The following is a 20,094-nucleotide window of genomic DNA, read 5'->3' on the forward strand; positions in this document are numbered from 1 at the left end:
CCGGCCATCAACGTGGGCCGCTTCGGCGAGCTGCGTATCTTCACGTGCCCTTCGGACACGTCGCACCCGGTTCCGGCTCAACATCCAATGACCGTCACGGGATCTCACCCCGGCTGCGGGCGTTCACGTACGCCGTCGTCGCACTGATCCGCTCCACCGCGGTCGCGGGCCGCACCCCGTCCGGCACGCACTCCCACTCCCGACCCCCGCCGACCGGTCTCAGCATCAGCCGCGGGCCCGCCTCCCCCATGAGCCGGCCCACCCTGCCGGTGCGGATGTCGACGACGTACGACCCGATGGGATGCCTCACCGTGCCCCTTCCTCCTGCTTCGGCAGTACCGCCGTGAGTGTGCGGACGACGTCGATGGTGCAGCGCCCCAATTCGACCAGGGGACAGGGCGTCTCCCGAGCGTACGAAGCGGGTTCCAGACGCAGTGACGGCAGGGTAATGCCGGACCGCTCCAGGGCCGTACGCAATTTATTCACAGCTTCCTCCGCCTCTTCGATGCATTCCACCGAGTGCCGCGGGTTTTCCTTGCTCGCCATCGCTTCCCTTCCCGGTCCGACTTCACGTTTCGCATTACAACGGTGACGGTGCGGAGCTAGGCTCACCAGGGGTATGCGCACTACAACTTGGCAGCTGCACAGGGAGTTTGATCCATGGCCAACGGTTCGCGACAGGCGGCGTGGGAATTCTTCGGGGCGGAACTGAAGCGGCGGAGGGAGGCGGGCGGGTTCACACAGGAAGGGCTTGGGGGCCTGGTCTTCGTATCCGGCGGATACATCGGCCAATTCGAACAGGCCATCAGAAAGCCACAGCTGGATGTTGCGCAGCGTATCGACGAGGTCCTGCAAACCGACGGTATTTTCGAGCGCATGTGCAAGAAGTTGATCAATAATTCGCGGTACGCGGACTATTTCGCGGCCGCGGCGGAGTTGGAAGCGCTTGCGACGAAGATCTGTGACTTCGCGCCCACGGTCGCCCCGGGGCTGCTTCAGACCGCGGAGTACGCACGCGCGGTCGTCCTGGCGAGCAATCCGCTCGCTGCCGAGGAATACGTCCAGGAGACGGTGAAGGCGCGCGTAGACCGCGCGCAGATCCTCAAGGACGCGGCACGGCCGCTGCATTGGGCGATCCTGCACGAGGCAGCGCTACGCATCCCGGCAGGTGGGCCCGACACGATGGCGCGCCAGCTGGACCACATCGTGGGGCTGGCCCGCGAGCGGAAGGTACTGGTCCAGGTGCTGCCGTACGCGGCAGGGGCCTACCCACAGATGGGCAAGATGCTGAGACTCATGGAGTTCGAGGACGCTCCGCCAACGGCCTATACAGAAGGCGTGTATTCGGGGAATCTGCTGGACGATCCGGCTGTGGTGAAGCGAGCGCAGGCGACTTACGATCTGCTGAGGGCCGCCGCGTTGTCGCCAGAGGCGTCCCTGGCCCTGATCGAGTCGGCGGCGGAGGACTTCAGACGATGCGCGAGTACGACCTGAGCACCGCACGGTGGCGCAAGAGCAGCTACAGCGACGGCGACGGCGGCGAGTGCGTCGAAGTTGCGTACGACTTCACCGGCGCCGCCGTCTGGCGCAAGAGCACGTACAGCGGCGGCGACGGCGGCGAGGAGTGCGTCGAAGTCATGGACAACATCCCCGGCGTCGTCCCCGTCCGCGACAGCAAGACCCCCCACGGCCCCGTCCTCGTCATCGGAGCCGCCAGCTGGACCGCTTTCGTCGAGGGTGTCCGCGGCTAGGTCGCTCCATCCCCGCGTCCTTGTTGATGGCGCGGGCCAGGATCACCCCGATGAGGATCAGCCCTACGCCGAACCAGGACGCCGCGGCATCGAAGATCAGGGAGACCACGCCCACCGGGATGATCAAGCCGGCCAGCGGGATCAGCAGATTGCGCACCGGCGGTGGCGGCTCGCCGGTGCGGGTGCGGCTGCGGACGACCTGGGGGTACCACTCGGTGAAGCTCAGCGCCGCGACGATCGCCGCTATCTGGATGATCCACGCGGTCCAGAGGTTGTCCGGGTTGTGCAGGACGAGATCACCGAAGCCGCCGGCGATGGCCGCCACCAGGAAGGCCGCGCCCCAGACGCCGGTGATCACGTAGTTGATGCGGAGGAATTCGGGCGACTTCCAGGACTCGGGACCGACGCGTTCCCGTCCGTACTGCATCGTGAAGGGCACCCGTACGGCCATGGAGCCGAAGGCGATGACCGCCAGCGCGAGGTTGGAGATCTCGCCCGCGTATGTCTCCAGCCACTGGTGGGTGCCCGGCGAGGCGGCGGCTCCGACCGCGGCGAGCACGGCGAAGAAGACGACGTCCGTCACCTCGAGGATCTTGAGCGAGGTGCCGCGCTGCCGCATCCGCGTCGCGATGAGGAGCACGACCGCCACCGCGAGGGCGAGACCTACGGCCAGTTCGAAGCGGCCCGGTCCGACGAGGACCGAGAAGATGATCCACGGGGACATCCCGACGATCGGGCTTTCGAGCGCGGCGTCGAGGCGGCCGCCGGGTGCCGTGCTGGAGACAGCGTTCATGGCGGGGGCCCCTTCGCCCGGGCAGATCCTCCTGTCCCCAGCTTGGCGCGTGACGCCCGGCGACGCGACAGGAGCTCAGATGTCGCGCGGGGCGTCGACGATCTGCGAGAGGGCCACGGTCGGGGCGGCTCCACCTTGTCGGCGACGGCCTTGAGGTGAGGGCCCTGCGGGCGCCCGGACAGCGGGAGGTTAGGGTGTCCTTACCTCGCCCCTCCCGGGCGTCGGGTCATAGATCAGGCTTATGGGTCCATAGGTACAGGGCGGGTACCGCGGCGGAAGCGTTGTTGCCAGGGTGGCGTGGGAGAGTCGGCTCCCTCCGCACGCGCCGGGCCGTCTCACTCGCCGGGTCACACCCCGTGGACCTCGTTCGAAGGGAACCATTCATGCCCCGCCCTCTGCGGATCGCGATCGTCGGTGCCGGCCCCGCCGGGATCTACGCCGCCGACGCACTGCTGAAGTCCGAGGCTGCCGTCGAGCCCGGTGTCTCCATCGACCTCTTCGAGCGGATGCCCGCGCCGTTCGGGCTGATCCGGTACGGCGTCGCGCCCGACCATCCCCGGATCAAGGGCATCGTGACCGCCCTGCACCAGGTGCTCGACAAGCCGCAGATACGCCTCTTCGGAAATGTCGACTACCCGAGCGACATCGGCCTCGACGATCTGCGTGAGTTCTACGACGCGGTGATCTTCTCCACGGGCGCGGACGCGGACCGGGCGCTCGACATCCCCGGCGTCGATCTCGACGGCTCGTACGGGGCCGCGGACTTCGTGTCCTGGTACGACGGCCACCCGGACGTGCCGCGCAGCTGGCCGCTCGATGCGGAGAAGGTGGCCGTGCTCGGCGTCGGCAATGTCGCGCTGGACGTGGCCCGCATTCTCGCCAAGACGGCGGACGAGCTGCTGCCGACCGAGATCCCGCCGAATGTGTACGAAGGTCTTGCCGCCAACAAGGCCCTTGAGGTCCATGTCTTCGGGCGGCGCGGCCCCGCGCAGGCCAAGTTCAGCCCGATGGAGCTGCGCGAGCTCGACCACTCGCCGAACATCGAGGTCATCGTGGACCCCGAGGACATCGACTACGACGAGGGCTCCATCGCCACCCGCCGGAGCAACAAGCAGGCGGACATGGTCGCGAAGACGCTGGAGAACTGGGCGATCCGGGACGTCGGCGACCGCCCGCACAAGCTGTTCCTGCACTTCTTCGAGTCCCCGACCGAAGTCGTCGGCGAGGACGGCAAGGTGGTGGGGCTGCGTACGGAGCGGACGCGACTGGACGGCACCGGCAACGTCACCGGTACGGGCGAGATGCGCACGTGGGACGTGCAGTCCGTCTACCGGGCCGTCGGCTATCTCTCCGACGAACTGCCCAAGCTGCCCTTCGACTTCCTCAGCGGCACCGTGCCCCACGAGGGCGGGCGGGTGATCGAGGGCGGCGAGCATGTCCAGTCGACGTATGTGACGGGCTGGATCAAGCGCGGACCGGTGGGGCTCATCGGCCACACCAAGGGCGACGCGAACGAGACGGTCGCGAACCTGCTGGACGACCACGGGAACGGTCGGCTGCACACGCCGGTCGCGCCCGGCGAGGACGCGGTCGTCACCTTCCTTGAGGGCAGGGGCGTTCGCTACACGACGTGGGAAGGCTGGCACCGCCTGGACACGGCGGAGCGGGCGCGGGGCGAGGCGGAGGGGCGGGACCGGGTGAAGATCGTTGCCCGCGAGGAGATGCTGCGGGCGAGCGGGGCGTAACACGGGGCGCGGCCCCGTACCTCCGCGCCTCAAACTCCCCCAGACTTCGTCCGGGAGGGACCCCCACGAGGCTTGATTTGCCCGGGCACATCAAGCCCGTCCGGCGATTGAGGACACGCGCGAAGCGCGTACGGGGTTCGGGGAGGAGCCCCGAGGGGTCTGGGGGCTTGCCCCCAGTTTCGGGAAGGGGGTACCTCCCACGGCCGCCAGGCCGTAGGGGGAGGGCGGGGTGGGGAAATCCCCCCGGTCACCGACTACGCGTCGCCCGGAACCACCAAGCCCGACTCGTACCCCACGATCACCAGCTGCGCCCGGTCCCGCGCCCCCAACTTGCCCATGATCCGGCTGACATGGGTCTTCGCCGTGAGCGGGCTCAGGCCGAGACGTTCGGCGATCTCCGTGTTGTTCAGGCCCCGGGCCACCAGCGCGAGGACCTGGCGTTCGCGGTCCGAGAGGCCGTCCGGGCCGCCGGTGGCGGGGGGTTCGCCGGGGATGCTCAGGACGCGGGCGATCAGGCGCGACGTGGGGCCCGGCGAGAGCAGGGATTCACCCGCCGCCACCGTCCTGATCGCGGCCAGCAGATCGGCCGGTCTGGTGTCCTTCACCAGGAAGCCGGACGCGCCCGCGCGCAGCGCCTCGAGGATGTGCTCGTCGGTGTCGTACGTGGTGAGGACCAGGACCTTGACCCCGGCGAGGTCGTCGTCGGCCGCGATGAGGCGGGTCGCCTCGATGCCGTCGAGCTCCGGCATGCGGATGTCCATGACGACGAGGTCCGCGCGTTCGGTGCGGGCCAGTTCGACGGCCTCCGCGCCGGTGCCCGCCTGGCCGACGACCTCCATGTCGCGGGCGGACTCGACGAGCATCGCGAACGCGGCGCGTACGAGGCGCTGGTCGTCGGCGAGCAGTACACGGATCACGCTCATGCCGACACCTCCGACTGCTTCAGCGGCAGGGCCGCCGCGACCTCGAACCCGCCGCCGTCGCGGGGGCCGGCTGCCAGTGTGCCTCCGACGCTACGGGCACGCTCCCGCATGCCGACGATGCCGTAGCCGGAGCCTTCGGTGGCGCCCGGGACCGTGCCGTCGTCGGTGACGGTGACGCGCAGGTGGCCGTCCGCCGCCTCGACCGCGACGCGTATGCGGACTCCGGGGCCGCCGTGGCGTACGGAGTTGGTCAGCGACTCCTGCACGATGCGATAGGCGGCGGCCTCGACGGCGGGCGGGATGTGCGCCTGCTCGGTGCGCACGTCGAGATCGGCCTGTGCGGCGCGTACGAGCCCCGGCAGCGCGGTCAGATCCGGCAGCGGTCCGGCGGCGTCCGGGCCGTCCGCCCGAAGGACCTCCAGGGTGGTGCGCAACTCGCCGCGCGCCGTGCGGCAGGTGTCGGCGATCTCGTCGAGCGCCTTGGCGATGGCGGCGCGGTCGAGGCGGCCGGGATCGACGGTCAGTACGTGGGAGGCGACGGAGGTCTGCACGCCGATGAGGGTGATGGAGTGCGCGAGCAGGTCGTGCAGATCGCGGGCGATACGCAGGCGTTCCTCGGCGACCCGGCGGGCGGCCTCTTCCTCGCGGGTGCGTTCGGCGCGCTCGGCGCGGCTGACGACGGAGGCGATGTAGCGGCGGTAGATGCGTACGTCGACGCCGAAGACGAGGACGGCGAGGATCCATCCGGAGGTGCGCAGCGCCTCCAGACCCTGGTACGCGTCGACCCGGAACATCACGGTCACGGTGGTGCCGATGACGGCGGTGCCGATGAGGAAGGTGTGCAGGGGGCGGGCGGTGGCGGCGACGGTGTAGAGGGCGAGGAGGGAGCCGTGCAGGGGCGCGAGGTGATTGTTGTCCGCGGCGTGGTACGGAATGACGCAGACAACGACGGCCAGCAGGACGGGAATGGGCCGGCTGCGTCGCCAGGCGAGGGGCACGATGCTGCCGCCGAGGAGTGCCCAGCCGAGGGCGTCGGGTCGGCGGCCTTGCTGGACGGTCAGCGCGAGCACGACCGAGAGGACACCGATGGCCGCGGCGAGGAGGGCGTCGTTGCGGAAGCGGTGCGTCGCGGCGAGAGGGTCGCGGCTGACGGCGGTGAGGACGCGCTCGCCGAGCCGGGGGCGTTGCGGTTTCGCCGGGGGTGGCGGGGTGGGGGTCTGTGGCTGCACGGGTCCATCCTCCGGTAGTTGCGGCGGGAGGGAGCGCGGCGGTGGGGGTCGCCTGCGGCGGGCTTTGCCCCCACCCCGCCCTCCCCCTGCGGCCTGGGGGCCGTGGGAGGTACCCCCATCCCGTAACCGGGGCTCCGCCCCGGACGCCGTATGCGACCTTCGGCCGCATGTCCTCAATCGCCGGACGGGCTTGATTTTCAGGCCCGGCCCGCCCCTTCCCGAGGCCTCGACGCATCGCGCGCCGCAAGCGCGACGCCCCGTCGGCGCGACAGGGGGCCCGGCCACCACAGCCCCCGCCCCAGCAGCAGGCTCGCCGAGGTCACCAAGTACGTGCGGACCAGGAACGTGTCGAGCAGGACGCCCACCGCCACCACGAAGCCCATCTCGACCATCGTCACCAGCGGCAGGTTCATCAGGACCGCGAACGTCGCCGCGAGGACGATGCCCGCCGAAGCGATGACGCCGCCCGTCGTGCGCAGGGCCGTCAGGGCCGCGGCTGCCGGTTCCGCCCCCGACACCGCCTCCTCGCGCGTCCGGTGCATCAGGAAGATGCCGTAGTCCACGCCGAGCGCGACCAGGAAGACGAAGGAGAGCAGCGGCAGTCCGGGGTCGACCCCGGTGAAGCCGAAGACCGGCCCGAAGACCAGGCCGCCCAGGCCCGTCGCCGCGCCCCACACCCCGACGACCGCGACAACGAGGATCAGCGGGGCGACGAGGCTGCGCAGCAGGGCGATCAGGATCAGCAGGACCGCCGCCAGGACGAGCGGGACGACGACCAGGCGGTCCCGGGCGTTGGTGTCGTCCAGATCGAGTTGCTGGGCGCTGGGGCCGCCGACGTACGAGCCGTCGAGGTCCGCGCGCAGGGCCTTGATCGTCGCGGTCTCGCCCGCCGTCTCCGGCGCGTCCTTGGCGAAGACGGAGAGTTCGGTCCAGCCGCCCCCGCTGCGACCGCGCACCGCTGCTGCGACGCCTTCGGTCGTACGGGCTTTGGCGAGTGCCTCGTCCGCGCGGCCGGTGGGCGTGACGACACCGATCGGCTGGCTGCTGCGCTCGGGAAAGGCATCGGCCAGCGTCCGCATCGCCGACACCGACTCGGGCCGGTCGGTGAAGCTGTCCTCCTGGGTGAGCGTGCCGGGCAGGTTGAACGCACCGAGGGCCAGCGCGCCGAGCAGGACGGCCCCCGAGGCCAGGACGGCGAGGGGCCGCCGCCCCGCGGCGCTGCCCATCGCGGCGAACAGCGAGCGGCGCTGCTTGGGCTCGCTGCCGTACGCCGGGATCAGCGGCCAGAAGACCCGGCGCCCGAGCAGCACCAGTACCGCGGGCAGCAGGGTGAGCATCGCGGCGAGCGCGCACACCACGCCGACCGCGCCGACCGGTCCGAGCCCGCGGGCGCTGTTGAGGTCGGCGGCCAGCAGGCACATCAGTCCGGCTGCGACGGTCCCGGAGGAGGCGAGCACGGCGGGCCCGCAGCCGCGCAGCGCGGCGCGCATCGCGTCGTAGGGCTGCGGGACCCGGCGCAGTTCCTCGCGGTAGCGGGCGACGAGCAGCAGCGCGTAGTCGGTGCCCGCGCCGAAGACCAGGACGGTCATGATGCCCGCGCTCTGACCGGTGACCGTGACGTCGAAGCCCTGGGCGAGGCCGTAGATCACCGCCCTGGTGCTGAGCGCGGCGACGCCCACAACGAGCAGCGGCACCAGCCACAGGAACGGGCTGCGGTACGTGAGAATCAGCAGCACCGCCACCACGAGCACGGTCGCGATCATCAAGGTGCCGTCGATGGACTGGAAGACCTCGCTCATGTCCGTCTGGACCGCGCTCGGCCCGCCCACCTCGACGCTGAGCCCGTCGCCGCCGCTCACCGTCTTGCGTACGTCCTCGACGAAGGCGGCGCGGGCGTCCTCGTCGGCGCCCGGCTCGGTGGTGGACACCGGGACCATCAGGGTCGTGCCGTCCTTGGAGGGCACGGCCACGGGCCGCTGTCCGCCCGCCGGTCGATGCTCGGCCGCGAGCTGCCCGATCTGCTTGTCCGCCATCGCGCGGTCGGCGGCGCTCAGTCCGCCGTCGCGGTGGTAGACGAGGACGAGCTCGGTGGACTCGCCGCCGGGCAACTGCTGCTGGATCCTGGCGACCTGGGTGGAGTCCGCGCCTGCCGGGAGGTAGTCCACGACATTGTCGCGCTGTACGTCGCCGAGCTTGCCCGCGAAGGGGCCGGCCAGGGCGATGACGGCGATCCAGAGCGCGAGCACCGCCCAGGGCACGGCTCGGCGGCGTTTGTCTGCGGGCACGGGCCCCATGGGTGTCTCCCCTTCAACACGGGTGTCCGGTGTCGGTCGATCACCAGACTCCCGTCGGGGTGCGCTCAATACCTCGCGCGCACGGGCGAGATGAGGCTTACTGCGTGGGGTGGCCCCGGGCGCGCATTACTCCCCGGGGAGTACGCCCGCGTACGGGAGTTGCGGTCTCGGGTCGCGCGCGAGCTGCTAGAACGGCGTGCGGGCCGTGGCGAGCAGCCTCGCCGTGTCGTCCGCGCCCAGCTGCAGCGCCGTACCGACCGTGGTCAGCACATCGCGCTCCGCCGGGCTGTACGGACCGTCCGCAAGGGCGATGCGCGCGCCCTGCAGCAGGATCGATTCGCGGCCCGCGGGAGCCAGATGCGGCGCGAGCGGCTCCAGCGCCTCGTGCAGTTCGATGGCGAGCGCCGCGCCATAGGGCCCGGTGTCGGCGACGAAGCGGCCGGTGTCCGCGGCGAGTGCCTCGATCAGACCGGTGAGCTGGTCCTCGGTGCAGTCGTCGAGGCCGGCCGCGCGGACCGTGGCGACGGCGGTGTCGCGGACCGGGCGGGAGGAGGTGCCACCGGAGGCGAGGACGGCGAGGGCGACGGTGTGGACGGCGTCACGGAGCATCGCGGAGAAGCGGGCTGTGGTGGGGTGGTCGAGGGCGTCGGTGCCGAAGTGGCTGTGGCAGGCGGCGCATTCGATGACCGGACCTGCCGCGCCGCGCGGCAGCAGGGGCAGACCGAAGAAGGTGAAGCGGCGTCTGCCGGTGCGGCGGCGGTAGTTGCGGTCGCCTCCGCAGCCGGGGCAGAAGAATTCGCCGTCGCCGACCGTGTTCCAGGAGGTCTGAACGCCGCAGACCAGCATTTTTCGGACGAACGGTCCCCGGTCTGGCTGCACGTCGCACCTCCGTAACTCCCCCGGGGCCCTTCGGGCACGGGGGTGCCCCCGCGGCAACACTGCCGCGTTGACGTGATGTTAGCCACAGCGACGATGTGGCGTCAGCACCCCGGAAGCAGGACGCCAGGACATGGCCGATTCCTCGCCCTGACATGGGTCGCCGGACGGGCTTGTTTTCAAGCCCGTCCGGCGACGGAGAACCAGGATCCGGGGCGGAGCCCCGCCCGTCCTAGCGCGCGGCCCTGTTCACCGCGGAGACAACCGCGTTCAGCGACGCCCGGGTCGTGTTGGCGTCGATGCCGATGCCCCACAGCACCTTGCCGTCGATCGCGCACTCGATGTACGACGCGGCCTGCGCGGACGCGCCCTCGCTCATCGTGTGCTCCTGGTAGTCCAGCAGCCGCGCGTCCACGCCCACCGCGTTCAGCGCGTCGAAGAAGGCCGAGATCGGGCCGTTACCGGTACCGGTCAGCACGGTCTCGGTGCCGTCCACGACCGCCTCGACATTCAGCGTGTCGGTGCCGTCCTTGTCGGTGGAGCTCTGGCCGGAACGCAGCTGGACACGGCCCCACGGATTGTCCGGGTTGGGCAGGTACTCGTCCTGGAAGACCGACCAGATCGCCTTTGGCGTGACCTCGCCGCCCTCGGAGTCCGTCTTCGCCTGGATGATCTTCGAGAACTCGATCTGCATCCGGCGCGGCAGGTCCAGCTTGTGGTCGTTCTTCAGGACGTAGGCGATACCGCCCTTGCCGGACTGCGAGTTGACCCGGATGACCGCCTCGTAGGAACGGCCGACGTCCTTGGGGTCGATCGGCAGATACGGCACGGCCCACTCGATCTCGTCCACCGTCTTGCCCTGGGCGGCCGCGTCGGCCTCCATGGCGTCGAAGCCCTTCTTGATGGCGTCCTGGTGGGAACCGGAGAAGGCGGTGTAGACCAGATCGCCCGCATACGGGTGGCGCGGGTGGATCTCCATCTGGTTGCAGTACTCGCTCGTACGACGGATCTCGTCGATCTGCGAGAAGTCGATCTGCGGGTCGACGCCCTGCGAGAACAGGTTCATGCCCAGCGTCACCAGGTCGACATTGCCGGTGCGCTCGCCCTGCCCGAACAGACAGCCCTCGATCCGGTCCGCGCCGGCCATGATCGCCAGCTCGGCGGCGGCGACGGCGGTGCCGCGGTCGTTGTGCGGGTGCACCGACAGGCATACGTGCTCGCGGCGCGTCAGGTTCCGCGACATCCACTCGAAACGGTCGGCGTGCGTCGACGGCGTCGAACGCTCCACCGTGGCAGGCAGGTTGAGGATGATCTCGCGGCCGGCCTCGGGCTGCCAGACGTCACAGACGGCCTCGCAGACCTCCAGCGCGAAGTCCAGCTCGGTGTCGGTGAAGATCTCCGGGCTGTACTGGTAGCCGAAGGTCGTCTCGGGGCCCAGGATCTTCTCCGCGTACTCCATCACCAGCCGTGTGCCGTCCACGGCGATCTGCTTGATGTCGCCCTTCGAGCCGCGGAAGACGACCCGGCGGAAGGTGGGTGCCGTGGCGTTGTACAGGTGCACGGTCGCGCGGTGGGCGCCGACGATGGACTCGACGGTGCGCTCGATCAGGTCCTCGCGCGCCTGGGTCAGGACGGAGATCGTCACGTCCTCGGGGACCGCACCCTCTTCGATGATGGAGCGCACGAAGTTGAAGTCGGTCTCGCCGGAGGAGGGGAAGCCGACCTCGATCTCCTTGTAGCCCATGCGCACCAGCAGGTCGAACATCTCGCGCTTGCGGGCGGGCGACATCGGGTCGATCAGGGCCTGGTTGCCGTCGCGCAGATCGGTCGACAGCCAGCGCGGCGCCTTGGTGATCCGGTTGTCCGGCCAGGTGCGGTCGGGGATGTCCACGGCTTCGTACGTGCCGTACTTGTGGATCGGCATCCCGGACGGCTTCTGGGTGTGGGTCGCGTTGGTGACGGGCGTGGGGCGACCGACAGAGTTGTCAGACATTGCGTAGGGCTCCTCGGGGTCCATCAAGTAGGACGGCCGACTGAGTCGAAGCAGCACCAGATCCCGCGGGGAGGGGGTCGGCCTACGACTACAGGCCCTCGCCGCGGCAGCTAAGAAGAAGCAGCCCGAAACGCATGATGCTCAGAAGCGTAACCGAGTGGCGCGGGGACGGCGGTCCCGTATCAGTATGCGGGACACCATTCCGGTTACGCCCAAACAGTGGTGCATCACTCCATTTCACTAATCATGGTGGCAACTAGTGACAGCGTCATGACTCAGTGCCACAGTCCCGTTGCATGGACGCCAACGCCCGCCGGGTGAACCCGGTCTTCTGCACCATCGTGCCGCCCCATGTCCTCGACAAACTGGCCCGCGCCGAGGACCCAGCGATCGCCGAGTCGGCGGCCCGCACCCTCGAACACGACGCCCTCCAGCGCACCCGCCGCCGGATCACCACGGTCCGCGGCCTGGCTCCGAGCGTGAGCGCCGTCGTCTCTGACCGGCCGAAGCGCACGATCTACGACGCCGAGCACCGGGAGACCGTACCGGGCAGGAAGGTGCACTCCGAGAACGACCAGCCCGCCACGGACGCCACGGTCAACCGCGCGCACGCCGGCCTGGGCGCGACCTTCGACCTGTATCTGAAGGTGTACGGACGCCACTCGATCGACGACCTCGGCCTGCCGCTGAACGCGACCGTCCACTACGGCGAGAAGTACGACAACGCCTTCTGGGACGGGCATCGGATGGTCTTCGGCGACGGGGACAACGACCTGTTCCTGGACTTCACGCTGCCCGTGGACGTGATCGGGCACGAGCTCACCCACGGTGTCACGCAGTACACGGCGAACCTGGAGTACTTCAGCCAGTCCGGCGCGCTGAACGAGTCCATGTCGGACGTCTTCGGCTCGCTGATCAAGCAGTACGCGCTCGGCCAGAGCGCCGACGAGGCGGACTGGCTGATCGGCGCGGGCCTGCTCGGGCCGAATGTCACAGGTGTCGCCCTGCGCTCGATGAAGGAGCCGGGCACAGCGTTCGACGACGATGTACTCGGCAAGGACCCGCAGCCCGCGACGATGGAGGACTACGTCAAAACCGGTCGCGACAACGGCGGCGTCCACATCAACTCGGGCATTCCGAACCATGCCTTCTACCTGGTCGCCACCGCGCTGGGCGGCAATGCCTGGGAGCGGGCCGGCCAGATCTGGTACGACGTACTGACGGGCGGCGAGCTGACGACGACCGCAGAGTTCTCGGACTTCGCCGCCCTCACGGTGGCCGCGGCCCGTGCGCGCTACGGCGAGGGCGCGGAGCAGGAGGCTCTGCTGAAGGCGTGGTCCCAGGTCGGGGTACCTAGCAGCTGAGCCGTTCTCGTACTAGACAGAACCCATGCGTATCCAGGTAAGGCGCACAGGAGGATTCGCCGGCATCGAGCGGGTCGCCGAGGTGGACACGACCGGGAGGACCGACGCGGGTGAGTGGCACGCCCTGGCCGAGCAGGCGGTGGCCGACGGCCGGGGCACGCCGCCCGTGGGGGTTCCGGACGGGTTCAGCTACCAGATCAGGGTCGACGGGCGGACGGTGTACTGCGCCGATCCCCGGCTGTCCGAGGCACAGCGGCAGCTGATCTCGCTCGTCCTCAAGGAGGGTTCCTGAGGGAGTCGGGAATGGAGGCGGTCGCCGCTTCGACGCTGTCTCCCTGGCCGATCGCGAAGTCCCGGACGAGTGCCGACAGGGTCTCGTCCGGGGTGCGCGGTCCGGTGAAGTAGCCCGCCCGCTCCAACTGGGCGAGACCGTGCATCTGACACCAGAGCTGCCAGGCCCGCAGTGACGCGTCACCGTCCCGGAAGCGGCCCGCGTCAGTGCAGCGGCGGATCACACCGTAAGGGACACGGAGCATGCCGGTGCCCATCTCCCGGTCGTCGTCGGTGAGTTCGAAGCCGGCCGGCTGGGATCCGCCGAACATGACGGCGTAGACGTCCGGCTCGGCACGGGCGAACTCCTGGTAGACGCGGCAGCTGGCGTACAGGTCGGCGACGGGGTCGCCGGTGGGCCGTACGTCGTCCGTGCGCGCCGTGAAGCGCTCGAAGCCTTCGCGCATCACCTCGCGCACGAGCGCCGGCATGGAGCCGAAGTGGGTGTAGACCGCCATGGTCGAGGCGCCGACGGCCTTGACCAGGCGGCGGGCGCTGAGCGCGGCGTGGCCTTCGTCGGCGAGGACGCGGGCGGCCTCGCCGAGGAGTCGGCGGCGCACGGGTTCCGGGGTTGACACAAGCAGCAGCGTAACGCCGTTATGCGCCGGGCCCGGCATGATCCGAGAGACGCCCCTGGGTTCAGAAGCCCAGTTTGCGCAGCTGCTTCGGGTCCCGCTGCCAGTCCTTCGCGACCTTCACATGGAGGTCCAGGAACACCGGCGTACCCAGCAGCGCCTCGATGTGCTTGCGGGACTTCACGCCGACCTCCTTCAGGCGCTTGCCCTTCGGGCCGATGATGATGCCCTTCTGGCTGGGGCGCTCGATGTAGACGTTCGCGTGGATGTCCAGCAGCGGCTTGTCCGCCGGGCGGTCCTCGCGCGGCAGCATCTCCTCCACCACCACCGCGATCGAGTGCGGCAGCTCGTCCCGTACGCCTTCCAGCGCGGCCTCGCGGATCAGCTCCGCGACCATGACCTGCTCGGGCTCGTCCGTGAGGTCGCCCTCCGGGTAGAGCGTGGGGCCCTGTGGCAGCAGCGGGATCAGCAGGTCGGCCACCAGCTGGACCTGCTTGTTGCCGACCGCCGAGACCGGGACGATCTCCGCCCACTCCATACCCAGCTCCTGGCCCAGCCGGTCGATCGCGATCAGCTGCTCGGCGAGGGTCTTGGAGTCGACCAGGTCGGTCTTGGTGATGATCGCGACCTTCGGGGTCTTCTTGATCCCCGCGAGCTCCTTGGCGATGAAGCGGTCACCGGGGCCGAGCTTCTCGTTCGCCGGCAGGCAGAAGCCGATCACGTCGACCTCGGCCCAGGTGGTGCGTACGACATCGTTCAGCCGCTCGCCGAGCAGCGTGCGCGGCTTGTGCAGTCCTGGGGTGTCGACCAGGATCAGCTGCGCGTCCGGGCGGTGCACGATGCCGCGGACGGTGTGCCGGGTCGTCTGCGGCCGGCTGGAGGTGATCGCCACTTTCTGGCCGACGAGAGCGTTCGTGAGGGTGGACTTGCCCGCGTTGGGGCGGCCGACGAAGCAGGCGAAGCCGGCCCGGTGGGGGGCTTCGGAAGACTGGGTACGAGCGCTCATGGCGCCCATTCTCCCTGATGTCAGACGCCCTCGTTGACGCGCGCCCGCCCACGCCGCACCCGGGCCCACACCGCCGCACCCGTCGCGCCCGCCGCCAGCAGCAGCGCGACCAGCCACGGCAGCGCGAAGAAAGAGACTCCCGCCGACTCGTGCACGTCCCGCGCGGTGGCGGTGAGCTGCACTTCGCCCCATTCGAGCTGGGGCGCGTCCGACCAGCGTTCAGTGAGGCGGATCTTCTGGCGCGGCAGCAGCTCGGAGGGGACCTTCGTCAGCTCGCGGCTCAGCAGATCGCGTCCGAACAGGCCCTCGGCCTTGAGAGCGACCTTGGGGTTGAGGGTCACATTGCCGCGGTTGTAGAGCGTGTACGAGATCAGCGCGCTGCTCTCGCCCAGACCCGGCACCAGGGGCTGCTCATGGGTGAGTTCGACGTCCTCGACGGAGAGCGCGGGCACGGTGGGGCCGCCCACCCGCAGATAGACGCGCGCGCCGACGGCCTGCTGGATGCCGACGGCGACCGAGCCGGTCGCCGCGCCGATGCGCTCGTCGAGGGCGACCAGGGCGCCGGGGTGGTCGCCGGGCTCGGCCCCCTCGGGGACGGTGAGGGTGTACGGGACGGTGACCGAGCCGTTCGCCGGAACGGTGACGCGGTCGCGGTCGGGCTTGGCCCACGCGCCCACCCCGCGCTGTTTCTCCTTCAGCGTGCGAACGGCGAAGCCGCCGTCCCGCGCGGTGTTGTACGCATCGGCTGCGTACAGCCGGAAGGTCAGCGGGGCCGCGGTCTTGTTGGTGACCGTCACCCGGTCGGTGAGGGTGGTGCCGGGATCGGCGGAGAGATAGAAGTACGGCCGCCGGCCCAGCTCGGAAGCGGCGGGGTAGACGGACCAGTTGCCGTTGTCGGCGGCGTGCGCGGCCGGGGCGGCGCACAACACAGCGATGAGACCCAGCAGGATCACGTACAGCTTGCGCATGGTGCACACCCCCAGGGACGAAGCGGGCCGACCGGGTGCGCGCCCGGCCCGCCGTTCGTGTTGTGTGTCAGGTGAGCGTGAGGGTCAGCACGCCGGAGTACGCGCCGGGGGCGGTGTACGCCGGGACGTTCAGCGTGACCTTCGCGTTGAGGGTGAACTCACCTCCGGTGAGCGCCCCGTTGGGGGTGGAGGCCAGGGTCGCACCGGCTGTGCCGACGGATCCCGCCGAGCCGGCCACGCAGGTGCTCGGGCTGCCCTGCTTGGTGGTGCAGGCCGGCGTCCAGCCGAGCTTGCCGGCGTCGATCTTCCCGCCGGGGCCCGTGAAGTCGGTGACCTTGCCGGTCAGGGACCAGCCCGCGGGGCCGCCGCGGAAGTCCTTGACCGTCACCGTCTTCAGATCGCCGGTGGATGCCCCGCCCGTGCCGAAGTCGACCGCCGAGAGGTCGACGGTGTCCCCGGCCTGGGACATGGACAACGTTCCGGCCGCGACTGAGGAGTTGAGCTTCTGACTGTTCGCGGGCAGCGGGGTGTCGTCGATGACGGTGTACGCCGCCGGACCCGCGCCCTTGTCCGGGGACCAGGCGGCGCCTTCGTACGCGACGATGCCGGTGGTCGCCTTGTCGTTGACCTTCAGACCGGACGTGAAGCCGCCCGCGGCGTCGGCCTTGACGGTCGTCCTGTCGGCGGTCTCGGCCGCTCCGGCGCGTCCGACGACCGTGATGTCGGCGAGCGGAGTGAACTTGGCGCCGGTGACGGTGACCTGGTCGCCGGGCTTGCCGGAGGCCGTGGCCAGTTGGATGGAGCGCTCATTCGCCCCTGGCTGGTCCGTCGCGACGACCGTCTCGGAGACGGGCGCCGGCGGATTGGTCACTGTGCAAGGGGTGTCCAGCTCCATGATGTAGCTGGTGTGGATGTTGTAGTCGCCGGGCGAGAGCGTGATCGAGCCGGGCGCGGTGACCGTGAAGGTGCCGGTCATCGAGAACGACGGGAACGCGCCCTTGCCGGGGACCGGCGGGTTCTTCTTGGGTCCGGTGACCGTGACGCTGCCGGGCTGGGCACCGCCGAGGGTGACCTTGCCGCTGGGCGTCATGATGTCGGCCGGGAGTGCGATGTCGACGGGGTTGCTGGCGGCGGGCTTGGTGACGGTGTAGGTGACCGTGACGGTGTCGCCGACCTTGGGGGCGGCGTTGTCGACGGTGATCTGGGCGGTCGTGGTGCCGTCGATGGGCGGGATGCCGGCGATGGGCGGCGGTACGCAGTGGGTCGCGAAGTCCACCGGCGCCGAGGCGAGTGCGTGCGCGGGCCCGGCGAGCGCTGCCGTGCCGGCGACAAGAGCGACCGCCCCCAGCGCGGCGGTCCAGCGCCGCCTTCGGCCGGCGGATCTTCGGGGTGTGGATCTTTGGGTGGCTGTAGCCATGATTGCCCCCTTCTGAGGAATGCCGGGGGCCATTGACGTGTGATGGCCGAAAGAAGTCAATGGAATCGAAATGCACCGTCTGATGACCCATCAGATACTGTCAAGATCCGCGTTCCCGGGGGCCGGAAGGGGAATCGGCGCCACCGGACTGGTGACGCCGATTCCTGTCACAGCGGTGCTGTCATGAGGCGCTACCGCGCAGGGGCCGCCAAGTGGGCGGACCGGGCCGTGGCCTCAGACGCCCGCGGGGGTCCGGCGCCCCCGGAACCGGTCCGCGATGAGCGCCGCCGCGACAGCCACGTAGAGCGTGCCGAGCACACCGACCGCAAGATCGAGCCAATCGGCGCCGCGGCCGAGCGCCAGGGTCCGTACCGCGGCACCGCCCGTCCACAGACCGACCACCGCCAGCAGCACGCTCGCGACCGCCTGCGCGGTCCGCGCCGCGCGCTCGCGTCCATGGCCCGTCAGCAGCTCGCCGACGGCGAAGCCGGCCACGGCGAAGGGCCAGACATCGAGGGCGTCCACCCCGCCCGTGATGACACCCTCGACGACGTTGCCGACCCCGACGGTGCCGGAGCCCGCCAGCGCGACCCAGGCGAACAGCCGCCGGCGTCGCGCTCCCGTCGAGGCGAGGGGCATCAGCCCGCCGCCACCGAGGCCTTGAGCTCCCCGTCGGGCCCGGCGAGCAGCACCGGGGTCGCGGGCCCGCCCAGGTCGCGTACGGCCGCGCGGTCCGCGTCGGAGGCGGCTTCGGCCTCGGAGACGACGGCCGCAGCCTCCAGGGACTTCGCTCCGCTGGCGACGGCCATGGCGACGGCGGTCTGCAGGGCGCTGAGCTTGAGCGAGTCGAGGTCCACGGTCCCGGCGACGTAGGTACGTCCGGTCTCGTCCCGTACGGCGGCACCCTCGGGCACACCGTTGCGGGCCCGGGCGCTGCGCGCCAGCGTGATGATCTTGCGGTCCTCGGGGCCGAGGTCGGTGCTCTGCGTCATGGCTTGAGCATAGATCGAGAGCTCGGACGGGAACGGCGAGGGCCCCGGAGCGGAGACCCTCGCCGTACGGCCGAGGTCAGCCCTGCGCCGCCTTGGTGAACTTGTCGCCCGCCAGCTTGGCAAGTCCGTCGAAGTCCTTGTGGCCCGAGGCATTGGCCGGCACGTGGGCGAGCCGGGTCACACCGGTGCCCTGGCGGGCCACCAGCAGGTTCATCTCGATCTTGAAGCCGGCCATCTCCGGGAACGCCATCTTGAACCGGAAGGCAAGAGCCTCCTCGCCGGCCTGCGGCGCCGTGAGCTTTGCGAGCTTGACGTCGGCCTTCATGCCCTCCATCTCGAAGGAGAAGCCGGTGCAGGCGCCGAGGGCTGTGGAGATCGGCTTGAGGTAGTCGGCGGCGCCGGTGCCCGGGAAGGTGAAGACCTGCTGGGCGAGCGAGCTGTCGCCCCCGCCGCGCTCGAACTCCATGTCCCCGCCGATCGTCGCCCCGGCGATCTTGTCCGCCAGGACCCCGGCGATCGGCTGGCACTCGGGCTTGTCGGCCTTCGGGTCGTCCTTCGAGGGCTCGGCCTTGCTGGCCTTCCAGCCGGGCGGCAGGTCCTTGGCCTCAAGGGTCGCGGCCTTCATCTGCGCGGCGGTCAGCGGCGTGACGGCCGGCGCCTCCGACGTGGTCGGCTCCGTCTTGCCCGCCTCCGGCTTGCCAGCTTCCGGCTTGCCCGCTTCCGTCTTGGCGGGCTTCTTGTCGTCGGAGGATCCCTCGCAGGCCACCGCGGTGAGGCAGAGGGCGGAGACGGTGAGGGCGGCGGCCACGCCGCGCATACGGGTACGCATAAGGTTTTTTCTCCCCTGAATCTGTGGATTCGCGTGGGGAGCGTCGGTTCCCCCCTCCCCGGTGACGGGCAGAGAATACACATACGGCCAGGTCAGCCCGCCACGGGATACATGGAGCCGCGGCGCCCCTCCGGGCTCGCCAGCCACTGAAGCTTCCGCGCCGTGTCCGCCTCGGGCAGCGCCGTGTGCATCACGATCGCGAGGTCGGGGCGGGCCGGGACCCGCAGCTGGGTCGATTCCACGAAGAGCGTGCCGACCAGCGGGTGCTCGATCTCTTTGCGGACCTGGCCGCCGGGGGCGATGTCGCGCCGCTCCCACAGCCCGGTGAACTCGTCGCTGACCGCCTTCGCCTCCTCGACCACCGCCTGGAAGCCCTCGTCGTCCGGGCACTCCGAGCAGGCGGCGCGGAACTGCGCGACGACATACGGCGCGTTCTGCTCCCAACTCGTCGCCCGTGCACGGTAGATGGGGTCGGTGAAGAAGGCGATCAAACAGTTCTGGACGAGGCCGGGACGCATACCGAGGATCATCCCGGCCGCGTCGTTGTACATGATCGTGTTCCAGTAGCGGTCCATGATGTGCGCGGGGTACGGCATCCAGGTGTCGATCAGCCTGCGCAGCCCGGCGCACATGTCGGCGTCGCCCGGATCGACCTCGGGCGCGGGCGGGTTGAGCCCGGCGAGTACATAGAGATGGCGGCGCTCGGTGCTGCTCAGCCGCAGCACACGGCCCACCGAGTCGAGGACCTGCGGCGAGACGGTGATGTCCCGCCCCTGCTCGAGCCACTGGTACCAGGAGACGCCGACGCCCGCGAGGACGGCGACCTCCTCCCGGCGCAGTCCGGGCGTACGACGGCGGGCCCCGCCGTCCGGGAGGCCCGCCTCGGCCGGGCTGATCCTGGCTCGCCTGCTCATCAGGAACTCGCGCAACTCACCGAGGCGGTGCGCCTTCATCACATCGTGCTCGGCCGACGCGGCCACGTACTCCCCCTGTCCGTCTGCCTGGTGGT

At 70.2% G+C, this 20,094-nt stretch carries 21 protein-coding genes; 5 read left to right on the forward strand and 16 right to left on the reverse strand.

Going from position 1 to position 20,094, the window contains the following annotated elements; all coding sequences use genetic code 11:
• Window positions 1–94: 94 nt before the first annotated feature.
• Together ACI2LP_RS05940 and ACI2LP_RS05945 are read right to left on the reverse strand one after the other, a co-directional pair.
• Entirely contained in the window at window positions 95–310 is a 216-nt protein-coding gene (locus tag ACI2LP_RS05940; RefSeq protein WP_404723327.1) for a hypothetical protein, read from the reverse strand.
• Entirely contained in the window at window positions 307–546 is a 240-nt protein-coding gene (locus ACI2LP_RS05945; RefSeq protein WP_404723328.1) for a hypothetical protein, read from the reverse strand. Before ACI2LP_RS05945 ends, ACI2LP_RS05940 begins: the two co-directional genes overlap by 4 nt.
• A 114-nt stretch (window positions 547–660) precedes the next feature.
• Here ACI2LP_RS05945 and ACI2LP_RS05950 point away from each other — a divergent pair, with 114 nt between their 5' ends.
• On the forward strand, window positions 661–1,494 hold the full coding sequence (locus ACI2LP_RS05950) for a helix-turn-helix domain-containing protein (protein WP_404723329.1): 834 nt from the start codon (window positions 661–663) through the stop codon (window positions 1,492–1,494).
• Window positions 1,476–1,751, forward strand: coding sequence for a DUF397 domain-containing protein (locus tag ACI2LP_RS05955; protein ID WP_404723330.1), 276 nt, complete (start codon window positions 1,476–1,478; stop codon window positions 1,749–1,751). The genes ACI2LP_RS05950 and ACI2LP_RS05955 overlap by 19 nt, the downstream gene beginning before the upstream one ends.
• Here ACI2LP_RS05955 and ACI2LP_RS05960 read toward each other — a convergent pair.
• Window positions 1,702–2,544, reverse strand: a complete 843-nt coding sequence (locus tag ACI2LP_RS05960) for a hypothetical protein (RefSeq protein ID WP_404723331.1) — start codon at window positions 2,542–2,544, stop codon at window positions 1,702–1,704. The genes ACI2LP_RS05955 and ACI2LP_RS05960 overlap by 50 nt on opposite strands.
• Before the next feature lie 383 nt (window positions 2,545–2,927).
• On the opposite strand from ACI2LP_RS05960, the gene ACI2LP_RS05965 reads away from it, so the two are divergent.
• Window positions 2,928–4,289, forward strand: a complete 1,362-nt coding sequence (locus ACI2LP_RS05965; protein WP_404723332.1) for an FAD-dependent oxidoreductase — start codon at window positions 2,928–2,930, stop codon at window positions 4,287–4,289.
• Between the two features lie 254 nt (window positions 4,290–4,543).
• Here ACI2LP_RS05965 and ACI2LP_RS05970 read toward each other — a convergent pair whose 3' ends face one another.
• From ACI2LP_RS05970 to leuA, 5 genes are all read right to left on the reverse strand, one after another.
• Entirely contained in the window at window positions 4,544–5,212 is a 669-nt protein-coding gene (locus ACI2LP_RS05970; protein ID WP_404723333.1) for a response regulator, read from the reverse strand.
• Entirely contained in the window at window positions 5,209–6,441 is a 1,233-nt protein-coding gene (locus tag ACI2LP_RS05975) for a sensor histidine kinase (RefSeq protein WP_404723334.1), read from the reverse strand. The genes ACI2LP_RS05970 and ACI2LP_RS05975 overlap by 4 nt, the downstream gene beginning before the upstream one ends.
• 197 nt (window positions 6,442–6,638) lie before the next feature.
• Entirely contained in the window at window positions 6,639–8,735 is a 2,097-nt protein-coding gene (locus tag ACI2LP_RS05980; RefSeq protein ID WP_404723335.1) for an MMPL family transporter, read from the reverse strand.
• 186 nt (window positions 8,736–8,921) lie between these two features.
• A complete protein-coding gene (locus ACI2LP_RS05985; protein ID WP_404723742.1) occupies window positions 8,922–9,581 on the reverse strand; it encodes a TerB family tellurite resistance protein in 660 nt (219 codons plus the stop codon).
• 262 nt (window positions 9,582–9,843) lie between these two features.
• Window positions 9,844–11,604, reverse strand: coding sequence for a 2-isopropylmalate synthase (leuA, locus tag ACI2LP_RS05990; RefSeq protein ID WP_404723336.1), 1,761 nt, complete (start codon window positions 11,602–11,604; stop codon window positions 9,844–9,846).
• A 296-nt stretch (window positions 11,605–11,900) separates the two neighbouring features.
• Between leuA and ACI2LP_RS05995 the strand changes: the two genes are divergently transcribed.
• Window positions 11,901–12,968 (forward strand): M4 family metallopeptidase, encoded by a 1,068-nt coding sequence (locus ACI2LP_RS05995; RefSeq protein WP_404723337.1) that lies wholly within the window; start codon window positions 11,901–11,903, stop codon window positions 12,966–12,968.
• Between the two features lie 25 nt (window positions 12,969–12,993).
• A complete protein-coding gene (locus tag ACI2LP_RS06000; RefSeq protein WP_404723338.1) occupies window positions 12,994–13,260 on the forward strand; it encodes a protealysin inhibitor emfourin in 267 nt (88 codons plus the stop codon).
• On the opposite strand, the gene ACI2LP_RS06005 is transcribed toward ACI2LP_RS06000, so the two are convergent.
• The 8 genes from ACI2LP_RS06005 to ACI2LP_RS06040 form a co-directional block, all read right to left on the reverse strand.
• Complete coding sequence (locus tag ACI2LP_RS06005; RefSeq protein WP_404723339.1) at window positions 13,244–13,876, reverse strand: TetR/AcrR family transcriptional regulator; 633 nt, start codon at window positions 13,874–13,876, stop codon at window positions 13,244–13,246. The genes ACI2LP_RS06000 and ACI2LP_RS06005 overlap by 17 nt on opposite strands.
• 61 nt (window positions 13,877–13,937) lie before the next feature.
• Window positions 13,938–14,879, reverse strand: a complete 942-nt coding sequence (era, locus tag ACI2LP_RS06010) for a GTPase Era (protein ID WP_404723340.1) — start codon at window positions 14,877–14,879, stop codon at window positions 13,938–13,940.
• Between the two features lie 20 nt (window positions 14,880–14,899).
• A complete protein-coding gene (locus ACI2LP_RS06015) occupies window positions 14,900–15,847 on the reverse strand; it encodes a WxL protein peptidoglycan domain-containing protein (protein ID WP_404723341.1) in 948 nt (315 codons plus the stop codon).
• A gap of 67 nt (window positions 15,848–15,914) precedes the next feature.
• Complete coding sequence (locus ACI2LP_RS06020) at window positions 15,915–17,264, reverse strand: beta-xylosidase (protein WP_404723342.1); 1,350 nt, start codon at window positions 17,262–17,264, stop codon at window positions 15,915–15,917.
• Window positions 17,265–17,498: 234 nt separating this feature from the next.
• The gene (locus ACI2LP_RS06025) at window positions 17,499–17,903 is read right to left on the reverse strand and encodes a hypothetical protein (protein WP_404723343.1); all 405 of its coding nucleotides are present in this window, start codon (window positions 17,901–17,903) and stop codon (window positions 17,499–17,501) included.
• Entirely contained in the window at window positions 17,903–18,256 is a 354-nt protein-coding gene (locus ACI2LP_RS06030; RefSeq protein WP_404723344.1) for a cytidine deaminase, read from the reverse strand. Before ACI2LP_RS06030 ends, ACI2LP_RS06025 begins: the two co-directional genes overlap by 1 nt.
• A gap of 76 nt (window positions 18,257–18,332) precedes the next feature.
• Window positions 18,333–19,085 (reverse strand): hypothetical protein, encoded by a 753-nt coding sequence (locus ACI2LP_RS06035; protein ID WP_404723345.1) that lies wholly within the window; start codon window positions 19,083–19,085, stop codon window positions 18,333–18,335.
• A gap of 92 nt (window positions 19,086–19,177) precedes the next feature.
• A complete protein-coding gene (locus tag ACI2LP_RS06040) occupies window positions 19,178–20,038 on the reverse strand; it encodes a helix-turn-helix transcriptional regulator (RefSeq protein WP_404723743.1) in 861 nt (286 codons plus the stop codon).
• Between the last annotated feature and the right edge of the window lie 56 nt (window positions 20,039–20,094).

This window comes from Streptomyces sp. NPDC019890 (assembly GCF_044903445.1).
Classification (GTDB): Bacteria; Actinomycetota; Actinomycetes; order Streptomycetales; family Streptomycetaceae; genus Streptomyces.

What these genes read in the sequence shown, in the direction of transcription:
- ACI2LP_RS06035 (WP_404723345.1), bottom strand. Translation starts at nt 19,085, where the DNA reads ATGCGTACCCGTATGCGCGGCGTGGCCGCCGCCCTCACCGTCTCCGCC.
- ACI2LP_RS06020 (WP_404723342.1), bottom strand. Translation starts at nt 17,264, where the DNA reads ATGGCTACAGCCACCCAAAGATCCACACCCCGAAGATCCGCCGGCCGA.
- ACI2LP_RS05945 (WP_404723328.1), bottom strand. Translation starts at nt 546, where the DNA reads ATGGCGAGCAAGGAAAACCCGCGGCACTCGGTGGAATGCATCGAAGAG.
- ACI2LP_RS06030 (WP_404723344.1), bottom strand. Translation starts at nt 18,256, where the DNA reads ATGACGCAGAGCACCGACCTCGGCCCCGAGGACCGCAAGATCATCACG.
- ACI2LP_RS05970 (WP_404723333.1), bottom strand. Translation starts at nt 5,212, where the DNA reads ATGAGCGTGATCCGTGTACTGCTCGCCGACGACCAGCGCCTCGTACGC.
- ACI2LP_RS05995 (WP_404723337.1), top strand. Translation starts at nt 11,901, where the DNA reads ATGGACGCCAACGCCCGCCGGGTGAACCCGGTCTTCTGCACCATCGTG.
- ACI2LP_RS05950 (WP_404723329.1), top strand. Translation starts at nt 661, where the DNA reads ATGGCCAACGGTTCGCGACAGGCGGCGTGGGAATTCTTCGGGGCGGAA.
- ACI2LP_RS06015 (WP_404723341.1), bottom strand. Translation starts at nt 15,847, where the DNA reads ATGCGCAAGCTGTACGTGATCCTGCTGGGTCTCATCGCTGTGTTGTGC.
- ACI2LP_RS05955 (WP_404723330.1), top strand. Translation starts at nt 1,476, where the DNA reads ATGCGCGAGTACGACCTGAGCACCGCACGGTGGCGCAAGAGCAGCTAC.
- ACI2LP_RS05965 (WP_404723332.1), top strand. Translation starts at nt 2,928, where the DNA reads ATGCCCCGCCCTCTGCGGATCGCGATCGTCGGTGCCGGCCCCGCCGGG.
- ACI2LP_RS06040 (WP_404723743.1), bottom strand. Translation starts at nt 20,038, where the DNA reads ATGAAGGCGCACCGCCTCGGTGAGTTGCGCGAGTTCCTGATGAGCAGG.
- ACI2LP_RS06000 (WP_404723338.1), top strand. Translation starts at nt 12,994, where the DNA reads ATGCGTATCCAGGTAAGGCGCACAGGAGGATTCGCCGGCATCGAGCGG.
- ACI2LP_RS05980 (WP_404723335.1), bottom strand. Translation starts at nt 8,735, where the DNA reads ATGGGGCCCGTGCCCGCAGACAAACGCCGCCGAGCCGTGCCCTGGGCG.
- ACI2LP_RS05985 (WP_404723742.1), bottom strand. Translation starts at nt 9,581, where the DNA reads ATGCTGGTCTGCGGCGTTCAGACCTCCTGGAACACGGTCGGCGACGGC.
- ACI2LP_RS06025 (WP_404723343.1), bottom strand. Translation starts at nt 17,903, where the DNA reads ATGCCCCTCGCCTCGACGGGAGCGCGACGCCGGCGGCTGTTCGCCTGG.
- leuA (WP_404723336.1), bottom strand. Translation starts at nt 11,604, where the DNA reads ATGTCTGACAACTCTGTCGGTCGCCCCACGCCCGTCACCAACGCGACC.
- era (WP_404723340.1), bottom strand. Translation starts at nt 14,879, where the DNA reads ATGAGCGCTCGTACCCAGTCTTCCGAAGCCCCCCACCGGGCCGGCTTC.
- ACI2LP_RS05960 (WP_404723331.1), bottom strand. Translation starts at nt 2,544, where the DNA reads ATGAACGCTGTCTCCAGCACGGCACCCGGCGGCCGCCTCGACGCCGCG.